Origin of the sequence: Candidatus Nitrosotalea sp. TS, assembly GCF_011319465.1 — an archaeon.
Lineage (GTDB): Archaea > Thermoproteota > Nitrososphaeria > Nitrososphaerales > Nitrosopumilaceae > Nitrosotalea.
In genome coordinates this window covers 141,034-155,224 of sequence record NZ_RCMB01000009.1, presented here as the reverse complement: position 1 = coordinate 155,224, position 14,191 = coordinate 141,034, and the positions used below count along the sequence as shown (strand labels likewise).

Here is a 14,191-nt window from a genome sequence, read left to right as displayed (position 1 = left end):
TAAAGAATTCTGGATCAGTATATCACTAGTTATCTTTTACAGGATAAAATTCAGATAAAATATCAGTACATGTACAAAACAATTTTTTACTGCAACCAATTAGAAATCTTTTAAAATCACGGCGTGCTTTACTTTTTCATGAGATCCATTCATTGGGTCTCAGTTGAATGAGAGCTTCCCCCTCAAGAATTGATGTCTTGACAGGTGCAAAAATTATTCATAGGGGGATATCAAAACGCTTATACGCCCTCTCTGCGCTATTTACCTATTTTTCCCAATTCTGCCAAAAGGGCAGAAAGTTGAATCTCGGGATTGGCTCCAATTACAAGGCGATAATCGTATTTGGCAATTGATTCTAGAATCTCTGAAAGATTATCTGTCTTTAGTTTGTAGCATTCTTCGTTAAGATACTTTAGAAAATCAGATTCTGACATTCCATATATCTTGATTAGTTCCACCATCTTGTTTCTTGCATCTGTCAACTTTCCAGCCAATGCAGTCTTCAATATCTCTCCTACATCGCTGATCTTTGTAAGCCCAGAAGATGCCTTTACATTATCTTCATTTATCATTCCAAGACTTGCGGTTGCCTGCAGCATGTTGATGGAATGGCGCATATCTCCTTCTGAATATGAATATAGAGATTTGAGACCTTCCTTGTTGTACTTGATCTTTTCTTTTTTACAAATTTCTTCCAGATGGCCTATTATCTCTTCTTCTGAGATTCTGGTAAATTTGAATACCGCACACCTGCTTTGAAGCGGTTCTATAATTTTTGATATGTTATTTGCAATCATGATGAATCTGCAATGGCCTGCTGTGTCTTCTATGATTCTCCTAAGGGCAGTCTGTGCATCTGAGGTCATTTCGTCTGCTTCGTCTAGTATGACAAGCTTGAATGGTATCTTGGTATCAAGACCTGAGAATCTGGCAAATTTTTTTACCCTGTCTCTTACCATGTTTATTCCCCTTTCGTCTGAAGCATTCAACTCTAGAGTGTACTCTCTCCATGAATCTCCCAAGATTTCTCTTGCAAGACATATGGCAGTGGTGGTCTTGCCAACTCCTGCAGATCCAGAGAACATCAAATGTGGCATCTCGGATATATTTTTCAAAAGAGATTTCAGACTGCCTACTATCTCTTTTTGGTTTATTATGGATGATAGTTTGATGGGGCGGTATTTTTCAACCCACATAAATGACTCCGTCATATGGTCCTACCTCTTTGCCCTACTAATAAAATTAAGTCTATTATATCACATGAATAAATTGTTCATGATATAGATCTGATATAGAAATCTGGGTATACCATAATTACCCTTCTATTAAGATGGGCAGAATGGATTATTTCTAGAGCGATCACCAGTTGAACTTTATACTAAATGCCGCGAGACAGGATGATGGAAAGCAGCGTACTAACAACTAGATCAAATGATCAGAGTAAATGGTTAACAGAATTGATCGATCGATCCCTTAGAGGTCTAATGGAGAATCATGAAGTAAATTGGACATCTCAGAACTAATACAGATGCATAGTATAGGATATCGCCTACAGGATGTCAAGGTCAGCTTTGGGTATGATCTAAAGATAGATGCCCCAGAAGTATCAATTGACGCCAAACACGGTGAAATTTTGAGCATCCCAAGATGGGTGGCTGATGTATTATCGTCAGAAAAACTTGCTGAAGTACAGGATACCGATATGGTAGTAGCATTGAAACAAGCTATAGTAAAAGAAAATGTGCAGGGGGACTTTGATCTTTCTACCCTAGAGCCAGAATTTTACATAAAAATGAATTCGTTTCTGCAAAGATTGCCACAGGAAAACCATGACAAGCTGGGAAGCATGCTAAATTCCCTTGTTCGTAAAAGACAAGGAAAGATAATTCGATTGGCAGATTCATCCAAAATGGCTGCCGAACTTGCAAAGAAATTGACAGTTGAAGAGCGAGCCCTGTTTGATTATATTCACGATAACAGTGCGGAATTTAAAAAACAAGTTATAGGTGATAAAAAATGACCGTCCAGTCTGAATCTATTTCATCAAGCAAGCTTCAGGATCAGGTAAGGGAGTTTCTAAGTCAATTCAAGGATAAATTGGGTTCGTACAAGTATGTTGATGAAATTGACCAGATGATGGCAAAGAAGATCCAATACATTGTGGCAGATTACAATGATCTGGTATCATACCAAGAAATTGAGTCTGTTTTCAATATGGATCCAGATGAAATTCTTCATGCTTTCAATGGGGCAATAAAGGACATTCTCAAGGAAAGATTCCCACAATATGCAGAAAAGATTCGACATGACATCAGAGTTAGGATTTCAAATTATCCGGCACAGCGAAGTCTGCGTGAAGTAAATGCAGAGGTTATAGGAAAAATGATAAGCGTTTCTGGAATGGTTGTAAGATCTTCTGAGATTAAACCGCTTGCAAAAGAACTAGTTTACATCTGTCCAGATGGACATCAGACAAAAAGAATTCAGGAAAAAGGACTTGAATTCAAAGAGCCTCTAAAATGTGATAATGGAAAATGTACCCATCGGGATCTAGACTTGAATCCTGAGCAAAGCAAATTCATTGATTTTCAAATGGTAAGACTTCAGGAATTGCCAGAAGACCTGCCTCCAGGACAGTTGCCTCATTATCTTGATGTTACAGTGCTTCAAGACTTGGTTGACAATGCAAGACCAGGAGACCGTGTAATTCTAACAGGAATTGTAAGGATTGAACAAGAACACATCCCTTCTATGAAGGGAAAAAGTGGGATCTACAGACTGCGAATTCAGGGAAACAATATCGAGTTTCTCGGTGGTAAGGGAAACAAGAGCTCAAGAAGCACGGAAAGGGAAGAAATCTCTCCAGACGAAGAGAAGATAATCAAATCGCTTGGAAAAAACGCCGACATTTACGACAGGCTTGTAGCTTCGTTTGCTCCTCACGTTCATGGTCATGACATTATAAAAGAATCCATCTTGTTGTTGATTGTAGGCTCCACTCAAAAGCTTCTTGCTGACGGTGCCAAGATTCGTGGAGACATCAATGTATTTCTTGTAGGTGATCCTGGAACTGCGAAGAGTGAGATGCTAAAGTTTTGCGCAAGGATTGCCCCGAGAGGTCTGTATACATCAGGAAGAGGTTCTACTGCAGCAGGACTCACAGCAGCTGTAGTGCGAGATAAGATTGGTATAATGATGCTTGAAGCAGGTGCAGTTGTTCTCGGAGATCAAGGCCTTGTTTGTATAGACGAATTTGATAAAATGAAACCAGAAGACAGAAGTGCATTGCACGAAACTATGGAACAGCAATCGGTAAGCATTGCAAAAGGTGGAATTGTTGCAACACTGAATGCAAGAACCTCGATTTTGGCTGCCGCTAACCCAATGTATGGAAAATATGATCCCTTCAAAAACATCACAGAAAATGTAAATCTTCCAGTCCCACTTTTAACACGTTTTGATCTCATCTTTGTAGTCAGGGATATCCCATCAAAAGAAAGAGATACAAGAATTGCACGACACATATTGAATCTACACCGAACTTCAGGAACTGATATCAAATCATTAATTGACGTAGATATTCTTACAAAGTATCTGACATATGCGAAAAGATTTGATCCTATACTTACACCAGAAGCAGAGGAGAAGATTCTGGAATATTATATGACAATGAGAAATGTGGAATCGGAAGGAATGATTACAGTAACTCCAAGACAATTGGAAGGACTTGTAAGATTAGCTACTGCCAGAGCAAGGTTATTGATGAAGACACAAGTTGAGGGTGAAGATGCAGAGAGGGCAATATATCTAATACAGAGCATGCTTCAAGACGCAGGAGTAGATGTAAACACTGGAAAGGTAGACCTTGGAGTTCTTCAAGGCAGGCCTCACAGCGAAGTCTCAAAGATGCAGCTATTCATGGATGTAATGAAATCATTGGAAGGAGATGAGAAGAGACCCGTGGAAGAAAAAACCTTTGTAAAAGAACTGGTCAAGACAGGCAAATTCACTGAAGAGGAAGCAAGAAAATACATCAAGAAATTGCAGCGAGAGTCAGCTATTTATGAATCAAAATCCGGTCATTATAACCGGGTATGAAAATATCGGAATTAGATATCCCCAAGCCTGCAATTGAATTTCTTTATGAAAGTGGATTTGTTACTCTTTATCCGCCGCAAGAAAAGAGTGTAAAGGCCGGACTATTGGATGGAAAAAGCATAATTGTTTCTGCTCCAACTGCAAGCGGAAAGACGCTAATTGCCATGCTTGCCATAATAAAGCACATTTCTGAGAAAAAAGGCAAGGTGGTGTATCTCAGTCCTCTAAAAGCACTAGCTTCTGAAAAGTTTTCTGAATTTAAAAAATTAGAATCTGTAGACCTTGATGGAAAAATTAAGATTCAGATTTCAACAGGTGATTACGATCAGGCTGATAAAAATCTGGGATTGAGCGACATTCTTGTTCTTACTAATGAGAAGATGGACTCTGTCATGAGGCAAGGCGCAGAATGGTTAAATGAGATCAGTCTTGTTATTGCAGACGAGGTCCACTTGCTAGGGGATGAGGATAGGGGACCAACACTTGACATTGTGCTCACAAAACTAATGTCGCTTCAGAAAAAACCACAGATACTAGCACTTAGTGCAACCGTGACTAATGCTGATGAGATATCAAAATGGCTTGGCTGCAAACTTGTGGAAAGCGACTGGAGGCCGGTTCCCCTCTGGGAAGGAGTCTACGATCAGGGCATGGTGACAATGCACAACAAGAAAAACTTTCAAGTTGAAACAAGCGTTAGGGGGGCACCAGTTGACCTAGGCCTTGGATTCTCTCAAAAATGGAGGTCAGGCAATTCTGTTTGCTGAGACTAGAGCACGCTCTGTAGCTCTTGCAACAAAGGCATCTGATGCAGTCTCAAAGCATATCACCGAAGAAGAGAGCGAAAAACTCTAGAAAAAATCTCGCAAAGACTTCTTGAAGACAATGAGCATACTGAACTCATTAGAAATCTAGCCATGCTAGTGAAAAAGGGTGTCGCATTTCACCATGCAGGGCTGAACCAGAATTGCAGAGATGTTATAGAATCAGAATTCAGGAATAGAGGATAAAGATCCTCGCTTCTACACCAACGCTGCTGCCGGAGTGAATCTTCCGGCAAGAAGAGTGGTGAATTTCAAGTATCAATAGATACGACGTAAAATATGGAGTCAACAAACCTATCAGTGTTCTTGAATACAAACAGCTTTGTGGCAGAGCTGGGAGGCCTCAATATGATGAATATGGGGAATCAATTATTGTCGGAAGTTCTAACAGCCGATGATCTTTTTGATTATTACATTAATGGTACACCTGAGAGATATTTCTTCAAAGCTAACCGATGACAAGGCACTGCGAATTCACATACTGAGTCTGGTCTCAACTACTCCTGGAATAAAAAATGAAGAAATTGTAGATTTTTTTTCAAAAACACTTTCGGGATCTCAGGAAAGAAAATCAACTATAAAATTCAAGATTCAGATAGCAATGCGCTATCTTGAACTAGAAGAACTCTTGAAGCAAAAAGGAGGAAGATTCATCGCAACAGAATTTGGAAAAAAGACTTCAACTCTGTACATTGATCCACTCACGGCTGTCTACTTTCGAAAAACACTTCGGCAAATTACAAAAGGCAGAAAACATACTCTTGGTATATTACATATTATTACAAGTTGTGAAGATTTCTTCCCCAAATTTTCGTTAAGGAGCAAGGATCATGAGCTAATCGGTACGCTTCTTGAAAACTATTCTGACCAGTTGATTGAAAGCATTTCAGAATATGATTGCAATCGAAGCCTGCTTGCAATGCATGCCTGGATTACTGAATCAAGCGAGATTTCTCTTTCTGATAATCTGGGCATGGAATCAGGAGACATGCATAGGATGTCTGAAACGGCAGACTGGCTAATTCATGCATTTTACGAGCTTGCAAAGCTTGAGAAACTAGATAACGTGATGGATGAACTGGCTGCCTTACGAACCAGAGTGGTATATGGAATAAAAGAGGAATTAGTTGATCTTGTTAGGGTACGGGGCATTGGAAGAGTACGTGCAAGAATCCTATACAAGAATGGAATCAAGAACTTGGATGAATTAGAGTCCGTTCCTGTTGAAAAACTTGCCAAAATTGATAAGATTGGGTCTGGAATTGCAGAAAACATAAAGACACAACTCAAAAAGATAAGATGATGCTTGACAGGACAATAGCGGCCATAGTAATCTCAGCAATAGCATTTATCACAGTTTACGCCATTACTCCAACCCTTATCAAAACTCTTGAAAAAAGAAAACTTGTAGTCAAAGATTACAATAGGATTGGGGGTGCAATGGTGGCAAGGCCTGGAGGTCCGTCCATTCTTGCAGGAATCTTGGCATCAGAAATTGCCCTTTATGCATTCTTTTCTTCAATAGAAGTGCTGGCAATAATTCTCACTACTCTCCTAGCATTTTTTGTAGGTCTGGCAGATGACAGGAAGGTATTGGGTGGGTGGTTCAAGCCTCTTGCTCTTGCTGCTACTGCAATTCCAATCATTTTGTTAGGGGCGCATGGCTCGCATTTGGACTTTCCACTATTTGGTTCTGTGAACATTCCTGAATTGTATCTGGCCTTGATAATCATCATGATTCCAATTACTGGAAATACGGTAAATTCCATTGATGTACTAAATGGTGTTGCAAGCGGATTTATGACAATTGCAAGTTTTGCACTAACAATATGTCTGTTTATTGTTCATCATTATGACATAGCTATTGCAAGTTTGCCTTTAGGTTTTGTATCTCTGGCTTTTTACAAATATCACAAATTTCCCAGCAAAATATTTCCTGGAGATTCCTGGAGCACTCACCTTAGGTGCAATGTATGGGGCAATTGCCATAGTGGGTCATGTGGAAATAATTGCCGCAGTTGCTTTGTTGCCAGCAGTGATAAACTCATTTCTATTTCTGTCAAGCGTAAAAAGAATAGTTGAACACCGACAACTAAAATCAAGTCCTGTTGAACACACAGAAGATTTCAAATTGAAAGCTACTGAACATAAAGATGCTCCAGTGACATTGGTACGTTTGATTGTAGCCAATGGACCTATGACAGAAAAAGAAGTGGGATTTGCAATTTTCAAGTTGGCACTATTTTCTGCTGCACTTGCAATTATTACGGCATTTATGACAGGTATCAAGATATGAAAGGACAGATCTTTTACTACATCTTCATAATGTGGGTGATGATTTTGGCAGGAGGGGGGTTACTTGTGATAACAATTGCACCAATAACAATACACGGTTTTGGAAAGTATAGCGATGAATTTTTAGATTCAGGCATAAAGGCAGTGATTGCTGTCTTTCTTGTAGTACTCTGGATATTCATCATGTCAAAGATAAAGAACTGGATATTTCACAAGCAAATTAGAAGTTAGCTATCTTCCCAGCCTTTCTTCTTTTTGTCGTATTCTTCACGAGAATACTTGATTTTGGCCGGAACTCCGACAACTACAGTATTTGCAGGCACGTCTTTGATAACTACTGCTCCCATTGCCACCACGCTATTTTTTCCAATTGTTACACCAGCCTTGATGACCGCCCTTGAGCCTATCACTGCACCGTCTTCTATGGTGACTCCAATCATTTTCTTGCTTGCTGGATATGGGTCGTTTGTCAGAGCAGCAGCAGGTCCTATGAATACATTTTTTCCTATTCTGGAAAGAGGAGGAATGTATACCATGCCTTCTATCATGGTATTGTCCCCAATCTTTACATTATAATCCACATGAGCAAGAGAGCCAATCTTTACGTTATCTCCAATCTCTGCGTTGTCACCAACATATGCAAAATGCCATATTTTCACATTCTTGCCCAATTTTGCTTTCTCTGACACAAAATTTGTAACCATTTTTCATCACAAATGCCAAGGAGTGCCCTTGCTGACAATCTTTTCAGGTAGTTTGTCTTTGTACTTTTTCAAGAATTCCATCTCTTGATTTTTGTCCCTTAGCTCATCTGGTAGCATGATTGGAATCTCATCTATTATGGGATAAAATCGAGAACACTTGGAACAAAATATTGCACCTTCTGAAATAACATCTTCTTTTGATAAAACCTCAAAAATGTCCAGTGGGAAATGTTTGTCTATTGGACATGCGAGAATTTCCATCATTTTCTTGTTCATTTGAGATCTAGATAAATTGGAGTTCCTTTCTGACTAGATAAAAGTGCTGCCTCAGCTATTTTTGTTGTATTTAATGCGTCTTCTGGCCTTACCCTTATGTTTTCTTTGCCCTCTGATGCGGCGATAAAATTTTTAATTTCCAAAAGAAGCGGCTCTTCTACATCTTTACGTGGAATCTCAGCACCTATGTTGGTTTCTATCTTTACTTCTTGCGTGATAAAATCCGAGGAAATTATCGCATCGCCACAAACAGCATTGAATTTTCTAACTCTGATTGGAGTTATCCAGTTTGATGAAATGATGGCCACTTTATTTTCTCTAAATCCTAGCATTATTGTGGCAAAGTCTTCGTGTTCATGTCTTATCCTGCCGGATCTTGCAAAAACTACTTCTGGAACATCATCAAAAAGCCACATGGCTGTATCTATGTCATGAACTGAAGTGTCATAAATTATCCCGACATCTTTGATGTGTGGAGGCATTCTATTTTCTCGATGAAATTCAAGCATGATTAGTTCGCCATATTTTTTTGTCTTGACGTATTCCTTTACAAGAGATACTGCGGGATTGAATCTCTCAATGTATCCTGATGTCAGGGTTGCCTTGTTCTTCTTTGCCAACTCTAGCAGTTCTTCGCCCTCACGTGAGAGGTATGTCATGGGTTTTTCCACAAATACATTTTTCTTCTTTTGTAGTAACGTCTTGGCAATTTCAAAATGAGTTGAGGTGGGAGTGCAAACAAAGGCGGCATCAAATTGTTCTGATCCTAAAAGAGAATCAACGCTTGAATAATGATTAACTGAATATTTTGTTCCAAATTCCTTGGCTTTTGATGAATCTGCATCACATACTGCTGAAAGAACTCCTAGTTGGGAAAGAATTCTTGTATGATTCTTGCCAAAGCCTCCAACACCAATTTGTACAATTTTCATTTTAATACACCGGTGTTATCCAACTGTAATGCTTTTTGTTTCTTCCCATTACTATTTCTGAATACGTGCTCTGTATTTTCTGTGTTAGTTTTCCAGCTTTGCCATTTCCTACGCTCTTGCCATCGACTGAAACAATAGGAGTTATCTCAGCTGCTGTACCAGTCAAAAATACCTCATCGGCAAAATAAATCTCTGTTCTTGGAATGTCACGTTCTACTGTTTCGTAACCAAGTCTCTTGCTATTTTAATCACAGAGTCTTTTGTAATCCCTTCTAGTGCTGAAGAACTGGAGGATGGCGTCAGCAATTTCTCATCTCTTATGATGAATATGTTCTCGCCAGGGGCTTCGCTGATATTTCCAAGATGATCCAGTAGGATTGCCTCATCATATCCATTTCTCTTACACTCCTTGGGTTGCCAATATTGAATTCAAATAATTGCCGCCCATCTTTGCAAGGGGAGGCGTAGAAATATCGTGAATTCTTCTCCATGATGAAATACCTGCTTTAATCCCGTTCTTGTTGAATAGATCTCCGAAGGGAAACATCACAACTGCAGCATGAGTTGGGCTTTTTTCTGTCACATGAAGATTTATCCCGTATTGTCCTACAAAATAAAATGGTCGTATGTAACACGATTCTCTTACGTTGTTTTTCTTGCAGAGACCTATTATTGCATCAGCTATTTGTTTGTCTGTAAATCTTAGCGAAATGGAATATACCTTTCCTGAATTCCTAAATCTTTTGATATGATCCTGTAATCTGAAAATATAGAGATTTTTTGAGTTCCAATAACCACGTAATCCTTCAAAGACAGAAGTTCCATAATGGATGGCATGAGTCATCACCGAAACTCTTGCTTCATCATCCTTTACAAATTTCCCATCAAACCAAACAAACTTGGGAACAAAAGTTTTCATACACAAAACCAATTCTGCCTATAATTAATTTATTTCTACCAAAACCCTGTACTTGGAAATTTCATGCCAAGTACTCTATACGTCTGGTCAGGCGCGTTTGCGAATTTCTTTACAACATCCCAATTTTCATGTATGATCTTTACAATTTCAGGTTCCACATACTGTTCCCAATCTGTATCTTTTCCCATTGCAGATTCAAACATTTTTTGTTTTACAAATGAAGCCGACGTTTCTTTTCTTTGACCGACCTTTGGATTCAATCCATAAAGCCTTAGTACAAAGGCTTCTGCCTTGTCTCCAGTGTAGGTAAAGTAATCTGTTTTAATTTCATCCAAAATTTGCTTTTTGATATTCCACGAATAAGGTGAAATCAATGGTGGCATGTATTTTGAAAATGGTGAATAAAATGTGTAGTTTGATACTATGGATATGGAATCTCCAAACACTGATTCGAGCATCTTTTTTCTCAATTCATAGCTAAATGGAAAGCTCTTGCTGTTGATTTCACTGCCATCCAGTTTTGAATATTACTGGAAGAACCCTTACCTCGTTGTCATTTTTTAACTCGTTGATGATTTCAACGTGGGCTTTGGTAACAGGATTCAGATGAGCAAGGTAAATTGCTATAGTCAATTGTTTTCTATATTTGTCTGGTATATTTCAATCCTTGATCGAATTTGATCAAAACATCCCAATTTGTAGAAAATGGGGACGATGGGACTTGAACCCACGACATCCAGCGCCCGAGGCTGGCAGTCTGCCAAGCTAACCTACGTCCCCGTAGTCTCGCCAGAATGATAGAATATTATCTTTTCAAATGAAATTTGACTTATCCGTAGGACTCGTATTTTATCTCAAAGCTTTTGTCAGGTCTCTTGCTTCTCTCAGTTACAAATCCTTTCGGAGTCAACACATCAAGACATCCGTCTATGGTTCCCTGCCAACCACAAATGAAAAACACTGTATTATCCTTGGTAATTTTCTCTCCGACTAGTTTCTCAAGTGGTGACATTTCTTCATTTTTTGACTGCAAGAAAGTCTCTACTCTTCCTTTTTGTCCGTTCCAAGTTCTGTTGAACCATTCATCAGGTCTACTGATAGTTGATCTATATCTAAAGCTCCACTTGTCTTTGCCTCTGTCTAGACTTTCTTCTTCAAGTTGGGTGAGTTCCTCTCTGTAGCCAAGCTCATCTACATAGCTTGCCCCATGCAAAACAACTATCTCTCTCTTGCTTCCTGTATCGTGAAGATGACGTGCATAGCTGACAAATGGTGCCAAACCAGTACCGCCTCCTAAGCAAACGATTCTTCTGTCATCTGGTTCACCATTTGGTTTTTTTTCTTCAATGGTAAAGGCCCCGGTAGGCTTTATCCAAGTAATTTCATCTCCTTCTTTTGCGCTAAACAAAACTGTTGTAAGACGACCCGGAAGTGGCTTTCTGACCCATCTTATGTATAACTCGATGTATTTTCTGTTTTCTGGATTTGAGGCAATTGAATAAGCTCTTCTGATAACCTTGTTCTCTGATTGTACATGTGCACCTAGAGTTAAAAATTGGCCTGGCTTGTATTGAGGCAGGGTTTCTCCTTCTTTTGGTTTGAATCGGAAAACCGCCAAATCTTCTTTTTGAATTTGAATGTAGGAAATTATCGCTTTACTTTCTACTACCACGCGAAGAATTCCATTCTTGATAGTTAAATATCTTATGCTATTTTGGTCAAGCTAATTTTTGGGTCACGCTAAACGTTAATAACCTCACAAAAAAAGTTAATGCAAATCAGATTCCTACTCTGATTAAAATCGGGCCGGTCGTCTAGCCTAGTAGGATACGCCCTTGGCATGGGTGAGATCGTGGGTTCAAATCCCACCCGGTCCACTTTTTTAAAAATCAAGTTACAGTCATGTTAAATGTTGACACTGGTGCAAGTGGATCTATGTCGCGCAAATTATCCCAGATTAGTACCTCAATTTTGTATGTTCCGCTTGTATGGGGTGTCCAAGAAAGAGCTGCAGTAAGGGTTTGATTGGCAACAAGGGAACCTGTGGCATAATTTAGATCTGATGTAGCTCCGCTTGAATCGATTACCTGAACAATGTATGCCCAGTCTACCTCTTTTTGACTCACATTTTTCAATGATGTTTGCAAGTTAAGTTGTTGATCCACTACTGGAGAATTGATCTGTTCCCCAAGAGAATTAACTATTTTAAAATCAGATGCAGGTAACTTCACCATATCCATATGCTGAATTAATTCCAATTATTGCAAGAGCAAAAAATAACGCGAGAAAAAACTTCATTGTAGCAATTCTTGCATTCTTAGATTTAAATTATCCCAAGAGACAGAGACCGCATGTCCGAATCTAGAGAAACTATCTACATCGGCAAGAAGCCACTGATGGCGTACGTTACTTCTTCGCTCATACAGTTGGCAAATCAACCAAAGATATCTATCAAGGCAAGAGGACTAAGCATTGGTCGTGCAGTTGACGTAGCACAAATAATTGCACGAAAGACAGAAAATGCTGGTTACTCAATCGGAAACATCAAGATTGGATCAGAACAGCTTCAATCACAAGATGGACGCTCTAGGAACGTTTCTACTATAGAAATAGAAGTAAAAAGAAACTCTTAGGAAACCTTGACTGAAACCTTTCTTTTTTGTTATTTTCTATGATTTTGTTTCGTACTTGTCTTCCATCTTCTTGAATTTAGACAATTCTACAATTTCATTGAACTGATCAAAATTAACAAGATTATCTTTTAGCTTCTTAGTAGTTCCACTTTTCCTTAATTCTTTTAGAATTTGCATAGTTGCAAATGTATTGGCATACAATACGGAGAGTGGGTAAAGGATGAGATTGAAGCCCATCTTGTGTATCTCACTTGAAGAAAGCACTGGTGTAGCTCCGCCTTCTATCATGTTGGCCACCAATGGTGCTTTTATCGATTTTCCTATCTTTCTCATTTCATCAACTGATCTAGGAGCCTCTATGAATATTGCATCTGCTCCGATATCCTTGTACAAAAGGCCTCGCTCAATTGCAGCATCCAAGCCTTCAGTTGCACGAGCATCAGTCCTTGCTACTATGACAAAGTCATTGCTTTTTCTAGCATCTACTGCAGCCCTGAGTTTTTCGCTATACTCTTCTTTGGCAATCACTTCCTTCCCTGACATGTGCCCGCATCTCTTTGGCCATTTCTGATCTTCTAGGAAAATACCAGCAGCTCCGACTGCTTCTAACTCGTTAACAAGTTTCCATACACTCAAAGGGTTTCCATAACCTGTATCAGCATCAACTATCACTGGGACAGATACCGATTTGCAAATACGTCTTGCATTTTCAATAGTTTCTGTGGATCCAATAAAACCATAATCTGGCATCCCAAGCAACGCGGCTGAAGTTCCGTATCCTGTTTGAAACATGGCCTCAAACCCTGCTTTTTGGGCTATTCTGGCCGTAATCGCATCATAAACGCCAGGAAAAACAAGAGGTTTTGACTTGTCGTATACTAGTTTTCTAATACTTTTCAACTGTCGCTATACGGTTTTACAATTATTTATTGCTTAATTGATCTTGATTTCCTTGCCCTGTGATTTTTTTTCAGCCAAGTCCATCTTTCGAAGCTCGGATTCTAGAAACTTTCTGTATTTCTGGGTCTCATCCTTGGTCATGTATGAAATGTTTGAACTAAGTGAGGTTCCAATTGTATTGATTCGTTCTATCAGATCCATGGCTATGAATTTGCCAACATCGCCCATTCTAAAAATAACATCAAGTTGATTCTTGACTATCTTATCCAGCGACTCAAGGTCATCTGAAACTATTCTTCCTTTCTTGGTTATCTGGTATTTGCCGTCTTTTGTCTCTTCTACAAGACCTTCATCTAGCAGTCTCCCAAGTAGAGGATATATCAGTCCGGGAGAGGGTTTCCATTTTCCTTCACTTTGGGCAATTGCCGCATCTATTATCTCCTTTCCAGTGCTTGGTTTCTTCTTTAGTGCCTCTAAGATGAAGTATCTTGAAAATCCTCTAGGAATTGAACTTCCTACTCTTTGAAACCAATCCGAAATCATCACTAGTGATATCGCTAGCGATATATATTAATGATTCTGCTCCAGTCCTTCACAAGACATATTTATG

Annotated in this window: 16 protein-coding genes, 2 tRNA genes and 2 pseudogenes; 8 read left to right on the top strand and 12 right to left on the bottom strand. The window is 39.2% G+C overall.

What is annotated here, in order from left to right:
• Positions 1–257: 257 nt before the first annotated feature.
• A complete protein-coding gene (locus DYY67_RS04955) occupies positions 258–1,211 on the bottom strand; it encodes a replication factor C small subunit (RefSeq protein ID WP_166391243.1) in 954 nt (317 codons plus the stop codon).
• A gap of 293 nt (positions 1,212–1,504) precedes the next feature.
• Here DYY67_RS04955 and DYY67_RS04950 point away from each other — a divergent pair, with 293 nt between their 5' ends.
• The 6 genes and pseudogenes from DYY67_RS04950 to DYY67_RS04930 all read left to right on the top strand — a co-directional run bounded on the left by DYY67_RS04950 (position 1,505) and on the right by DYY67_RS04930 (position 7,448).
• Positions 1,505–2,020, top strand: a complete 516-nt coding sequence (locus DYY67_RS04950; protein WP_255492820.1) for a DNA replication complex GINS family protein — start codon at positions 1,505–1,507, stop codon at positions 2,018–2,020.
• A complete protein-coding gene (locus tag DYY67_RS04945) occupies positions 2,017–4,098 on the top strand; it encodes a minichromosome maintenance protein MCM (RefSeq protein ID WP_166391241.1) in 2,082 nt (693 codons plus the stop codon). Before DYY67_RS04950 ends, DYY67_RS04945 begins: the two co-directional genes overlap by 4 nt.
• Positions 4,095–4,865 carry a DEAD/DEAH box helicase gene (locus tag DYY67_RS10795; protein ID WP_255492819.1) on the top strand — a complete coding sequence of 257 codons (771 nt, stop codon included), beginning with the start codon at positions 4,095–4,097 and terminating at the stop codon, positions 4,863–4,865. Before DYY67_RS04945 ends, DYY67_RS10795 begins: the two co-directional genes overlap by 4 nt.
• A 475-nt stretch (positions 4,866–5,340) precedes the next feature.
• Positions 5,341–6,225: a helix-hairpin-helix domain-containing protein gene (locus DYY67_RS10790; protein ID WP_255492818.1), complete on the top strand. Its 885-nt coding sequence runs from the start codon at positions 5,341–5,343 to the stop codon at positions 6,223–6,225.
• Positions 6,225–7,218 (top strand): annotated as a pseudogene (locus DYY67_RS04935) (MraY family glycosyltransferase). Before DYY67_RS10790 ends, DYY67_RS04935 begins: the two are co-directional and overlap by 1 nt.
• Positions 7,215–7,448 (top strand): hypothetical protein, encoded by a 234-nt coding sequence (locus DYY67_RS04930; RefSeq protein WP_166391239.1) that lies wholly within the window; start codon positions 7,215–7,217, stop codon positions 7,446–7,448. The pseudogene DYY67_RS04935 and the gene DYY67_RS04930 overlap by 4 nt, the downstream one beginning before the upstream one ends.
• Here the strand turns inward: DYY67_RS04930 and DYY67_RS04925 are convergent.
• The 8 genes and pseudogenes from DYY67_RS04925 to DYY67_RS04895 all read right to left on the bottom strand — a co-directional run bounded on the left by DYY67_RS04925 (position 7,445) and on the right by DYY67_RS04895 (position 11,720).
• Positions 7,445–7,921: an acyltransferase gene (locus DYY67_RS04925; protein WP_166391237.1), complete on the bottom strand. Its 477-nt coding sequence runs from the start codon at positions 7,919–7,921 to the stop codon at positions 7,445–7,447. The two genes, DYY67_RS04930 and DYY67_RS04925, sit on opposite strands and share 4 nt — an antisense overlap.
• Before the next feature lie 6 nt (positions 7,922–7,927).
• Positions 7,928–8,197 (bottom strand): Trm112 family protein, encoded by a 270-nt coding sequence (locus tag DYY67_RS04920; RefSeq protein WP_166391235.1) that lies wholly within the window; start codon positions 8,195–8,197, stop codon positions 7,928–7,930.
• Positions 8,194–9,129, bottom strand: coding sequence for a Gfo/Idh/MocA family protein (locus DYY67_RS04915; protein ID WP_166391233.1), 936 nt, complete (start codon positions 9,127–9,129; stop codon positions 8,194–8,196). The genes DYY67_RS04920 and DYY67_RS04915 overlap by 4 nt, the downstream gene beginning before the upstream one ends.
• Position 9,130: 1 nt before the next feature.
• Positions 9,131–10,048: pseudogene (locus DYY67_RS04910) on the bottom strand (branched-chain amino acid transaminase).
• 35 nt (positions 10,049–10,083) lie between these two features.
• Complete coding sequence (locus tag DYY67_RS04905; RefSeq protein ID WP_320415973.1) at positions 10,084–10,506, bottom strand: hypothetical protein; 423 nt, start codon at positions 10,504–10,506, stop codon at positions 10,084–10,086.
• 46 nt (positions 10,507–10,552) lie between these two features.
• Complete coding sequence (locus tag DYY67_RS11560; RefSeq protein ID WP_320415972.1) at positions 10,553–10,681, bottom strand: hypothetical protein; 129 nt, start codon at positions 10,679–10,681, stop codon at positions 10,553–10,555.
• Between the two features lie 73 nt (positions 10,682–10,754).
• Positions 10,755–10,828, bottom strand: a tRNA-Pro gene (locus DYY67_RS04900).
• Between the two features lie 49 nt (positions 10,829–10,877).
• Positions 10,878–11,720 (bottom strand): FAD-binding oxidoreductase, encoded by an 843-nt coding sequence (locus tag DYY67_RS04895; RefSeq protein WP_166391231.1) that lies wholly within the window; start codon positions 11,718–11,720, stop codon positions 10,878–10,880.
• A gap of 131 nt (positions 11,721–11,851) precedes the next feature.
• On the opposite strand from DYY67_RS04895, the gene DYY67_RS04890 reads away from it, so the two are divergent.
• Positions 11,852–11,925: transfer RNA gene (locus DYY67_RS04890), tRNA-Ala, on the top strand.
• A 12-nt stretch (positions 11,926–11,937) separates the two neighbouring features.
• Here the strand turns inward: DYY67_RS04890 and DYY67_RS04885 are convergent.
• Positions 11,938–12,282: a hypothetical protein gene (locus tag DYY67_RS04885; RefSeq protein ID WP_166391229.1), complete on the bottom strand. Its 345-nt coding sequence runs from the start codon at positions 12,280–12,282 to the stop codon at positions 11,938–11,940.
• Positions 12,283–12,399: 117 nt separating this feature from the next.
• Here DYY67_RS04885 and DYY67_RS04880 point away from each other — a divergent pair, with 117 nt between their 5' ends.
• Positions 12,400–12,681, top strand: a complete 282-nt coding sequence (locus DYY67_RS04880; protein ID WP_166391227.1) for a DNA-binding protein — start codon at positions 12,400–12,402, stop codon at positions 12,679–12,681.
• Positions 12,682–12,717: 36 nt separating this feature from the next.
• Here DYY67_RS04880 and DYY67_RS04875 read toward each other — a convergent pair whose 3' ends face one another.
• Both DYY67_RS04875 and DYY67_RS04870 read right to left on the bottom strand, forming a co-directional pair.
• A complete protein-coding gene (locus DYY67_RS04875; RefSeq protein WP_166391225.1) occupies positions 12,718–13,581 on the bottom strand; it encodes an isocitrate lyase/PEP mutase family protein in 864 nt (287 codons plus the stop codon).
• Between the two features lie 33 nt (positions 13,582–13,614).
• The gene (locus DYY67_RS04870) at positions 13,615–14,124 is read right to left on the bottom strand and encodes a PadR family transcriptional regulator (protein WP_166391269.1); all 510 of its coding nucleotides are present in this window, start codon (positions 14,122–14,124) and stop codon (positions 13,615–13,617) included.
• Positions 14,125–14,191: the final 67 nt, after the last annotated feature.